Annotated in this window: 4 protein-coding genes and 1 pseudogene; 4 read left to right on the top strand and 1 reads right to left on the bottom strand. The window is 70.6% G+C overall.

Annotated features, from left to right (window positions below; genetic code table 11):
- Nucleotides 1-124: 124 nt before the first annotated feature.
- Nucleotides 125-700, bottom strand: a pseudogene (locus tag ACSNOG_RS32395) (transcriptional regulator).
- 278 nt (nt 701-978) lie between these two features.
- Between ACSNOG_RS32395 and ACSNOG_RS32390 the strand changes: the two are divergent.
- The 4 genes from ACSNOG_RS32390 to ACSNOG_RS32375 all read left to right on the top strand — a co-directional run.
- Complete coding sequence (locus ACSNOG_RS32390; RefSeq protein WP_436756278.1) at nt 979-1,116, top strand: hypothetical protein; 138 nt, start codon at nt 979-981, stop codon at nt 1,114-1,116.
- Complete coding sequence (locus ACSNOG_RS32385) at nt 1,113-1,313, top strand: hypothetical protein (RefSeq protein ID WP_436756277.1); 201 nt, start codon at nt 1,113-1,115, stop codon at nt 1,311-1,313. Before ACSNOG_RS32390 ends, ACSNOG_RS32385 begins: the two co-directional genes overlap by 4 nt.
- On the top strand, nt 1,313-2,608 hold the full coding sequence (locus ACSNOG_RS32380; RefSeq protein ID WP_436756276.1) for a DEAD/DEAH box helicase family protein: 1,296 nt from the start codon (nt 1,313-1,315) through the stop codon (nt 2,606-2,608). Before ACSNOG_RS32385 ends, ACSNOG_RS32380 begins: the two co-directional genes overlap by 1 nt.
- The coding region (locus tag ACSNOG_RS32375; RefSeq protein WP_436756275.1) for a hypothetical protein at nt 2,605-2,843 on the top strand (239 nt) is incomplete at its 3' end. The genes ACSNOG_RS32380 and ACSNOG_RS32375, both read left to right, overlap by 4 nt.

Here is a 2,843-nt window from a genome sequence, read left to right as displayed (position 1 = left end):
TTCCTGAGGCTGGCTACGGGAGTGGGGGCTGCCGGATTTTCGGCTCTCCCCCTGTTCCAGGAATTCCTGATGCTCTTTCAAGTTTTGGGTTCGATATCCCGTTCCCGGAATATCGAACTGAGGTCTAGACTGTGAAGCCGATATTCGACACGTACGCGTAACTGCCGTATTCACTGCCGAGTTCGACGGTCACGTCGCCGAACCAGGCGTCGTCCAGGGCCTGCTCGTCGTCCGCGGTCCAGGCCGCGACCACCGGGTCCCAGCGGCGCACGTTAAGGGCACGGAAGCTCACGACCCGCTGGTGGGGACGACTGACCTGGGACTGGTTGAGAGGGTGGAACTCCACCCGGGTCCCGCGCCCCTTCCAGTTGAGACGGCTGGTCAGCTACCTTGCCACGTTGTGACGGCGCACCGCGCGGCAGGCCGTCTCGACGCGCTGCAGGTTCCGCTTCGAGGGGCTGTGCTGGCCGGCCAGCCAGGCGTTCAGGGTGCGGTCGGTGACGGTCAGGCCGGCCTCGCGGGCCGCGGCGCGGGCGTGGCTGGTGCGGGTGAGGTAGTGCAGCCGGGCCATCAGGCCACGGCGCGCGGTGATGGGCGTGGCGATGAATCCAGCGAGCCGGTCGAGCCGGCGTGCGACGGCCTCGTGGCCTTTGAGGCCGCGGGCACCGTACTTACCGAACTCGATGTTCCTCTCCGGCACTTTCCCTCCTCCGTCACCATAATCGCTTGGTTACGCACTACCGTGATTGGCGCTTTTCTGCAGTGAGTTGGCGGCATTCTCGCGAGATTTTGCCGCTGGAATTCTTGGGGTGGTAGTGGGATCGTGTGTTCGAGACCTTGCGCGTGTGGGGAGGGGATGTGCCGCTTCACGGTACGCCGCCAGGCACGGCGGACTAGTTTGTCACAGAAGACAGTTGGTTGTGGGTTCGGCTGAGCGGCAGCTACCCCAGCACGATGCTCCGGAGGACGGTCACGGACGTGGGTGCGGCGGCTCGGCCGGAGGTGGATCTCGCGGCGTTCTATGACCACCAGGACGACGCCGTCGACGCCATCATGCGCGTCTACGCCCCCTCCCCCAGGCGCGGCGGCCGCGGTTCCGGGCGCAGCTGCACATGACACCCGGGCTGAGCAAGACGTGGGTGGCCGCGCGGGTCTCGGGCCTGGTCGCCAGGCAAGGGTCACTGCTGATGGTCGTGCCCACGCGAGCCCTGCTCGAGCAGACCTACCGGGTCCTGCGCGCGGCCGGGCGCAGCGGCTCGGTGATCGCCGTGTACGCGCCACGGGACGCCGCGCTGCGGGGCGTGCCGGGGTGATGGTGACGACAGACCCGCGGGCGGTGGCCTGGCACGCCAACGCCTTCGCCTCCCAAGGGGACGGTCGCTTAACGGTGCTGGCCACGTACGCGAGCGTGGAGGGCTCGCTGATCGTCGGGCACCGGCTGAGTGTGGAGCGGGACGGGGCGCTGCCGCTGCCGGAATGGGATCTGCTGGTAGTGGATGAGTCCCACCACACCGAGGCCTCGCAGGTGTGGGGGCGGATCAACGAGCAGCACCTCGTGCCCGCGCGGCCCCGGCTGTCCATGACCGCGACACCGCGCCTGCTCGCAGCGGTGCACTGGGATGAGCAGGGGCGTCTGCTCGCCGCTGATCCGGTGGTGCGGCTCTCCGAACGCCGACACGGGCCCGTCGCCTACCGGCTGGGCCTGAGGGAGGCCCAACGGCGAGGCAAGCTCGCCCACAGCCCCGTCGTAGCCGCCGAGGTCGACGAAGCCCGGCTGCGCGACCTCGTCACGGCGCGCGGACGCGCCGACGCGGAGGGGCGGGCGGAGTTGCTCACCGCTTCGCTGGGGGCCGTGCTGCGGGCAGCGGGCCGGGTGGGGTGCCGCCGGCTACTGACCTACCACTCGACCGTGCCGCAGCTGGCGCGGGTCCTGTACGGGCAAGGGACGTCGGCGCCGCGGCGGGTCGGGGCGGTAGCCCTGCACGAAGGCACCCCGGCCGAGGAACGGCTCCGGGCCCTGGCGGCGTTGGCGGCGGGGACGGACCTGCAGGGGCGGCCGGTGGACCTGGCGGTCGCCTGTTCGGTACGGCTCCTGAACGAGGGCGTCGGCGTCCCGGCCGTCGATGGGGTCGCCCTGGTCGACCCGTGTCAGGCGCAGGGCGACCTGCTGCAGATCGCAGGCCGCGCCGTCCGTTACGACCGGGAGAACCCCGACAAGGTCGCGTCGATCATCGTGCCCGTCCTCCACCTCGCGCGGGCCGTGGACGACACGCTCGTCGGACCGGGCTGGGTGCCAGTGATCAACATGCTGTGCGCGCTGGAATCCTACGAACCCGGCCACGTCGGCCGCGCGCCGCAGGGGACGAGGAGGAACCGCAGGAGCTCGTGCGGCGGGTGGAACGCGCGGGGCGCAGCACCGGCCGCAGCCCGCACCGCGTGCAGCCGCCCAAGGAGGCGCGCCAGCGGGGTGAGGAACGTGCGCGGGATCTCGCGCGGATGCTCACCTTCACCCGGCAGCGGGCAGCTGCGGTGGTGGCGGACTGGCCGGAGACTACCGTGCTCTCCGGCCCCGTCACCGCCGACACCCAACGCCTCATGCGAGCCGTGAGCTCGTACCGCCAGCGGACCGGGCACCTACGCGTACCCCTCGACTGGCACGAGATTCTCCCCGTCGACTACACCCGTGCCCCCCTCCTCAAAAACCCCGAGCAAGGCCAGCGTCCGGGCCTGGAAACGGAGCAGGGTCACGAGCCCGCGGAGGAGCACGACCAGGGGCAGGAGCTGGCGAAGGGGCAGGCGGAGGACCGGGACCAGGGGCAGGGGTCCACGGTGGGGCCTGTCTC

Source organism: Streptomyces sp. URMC 124 (assembly GCF_051386455.1).
Classification (GTDB): domain Bacteria; phylum Actinomycetota; class Actinomycetes; order Streptomycetales; family Streptomycetaceae; genus Streptomyces.
Note: the sequence above shows the minus strand (reverse complement) of the source record. Positions and strands in the feature narration are given on the sequence as shown.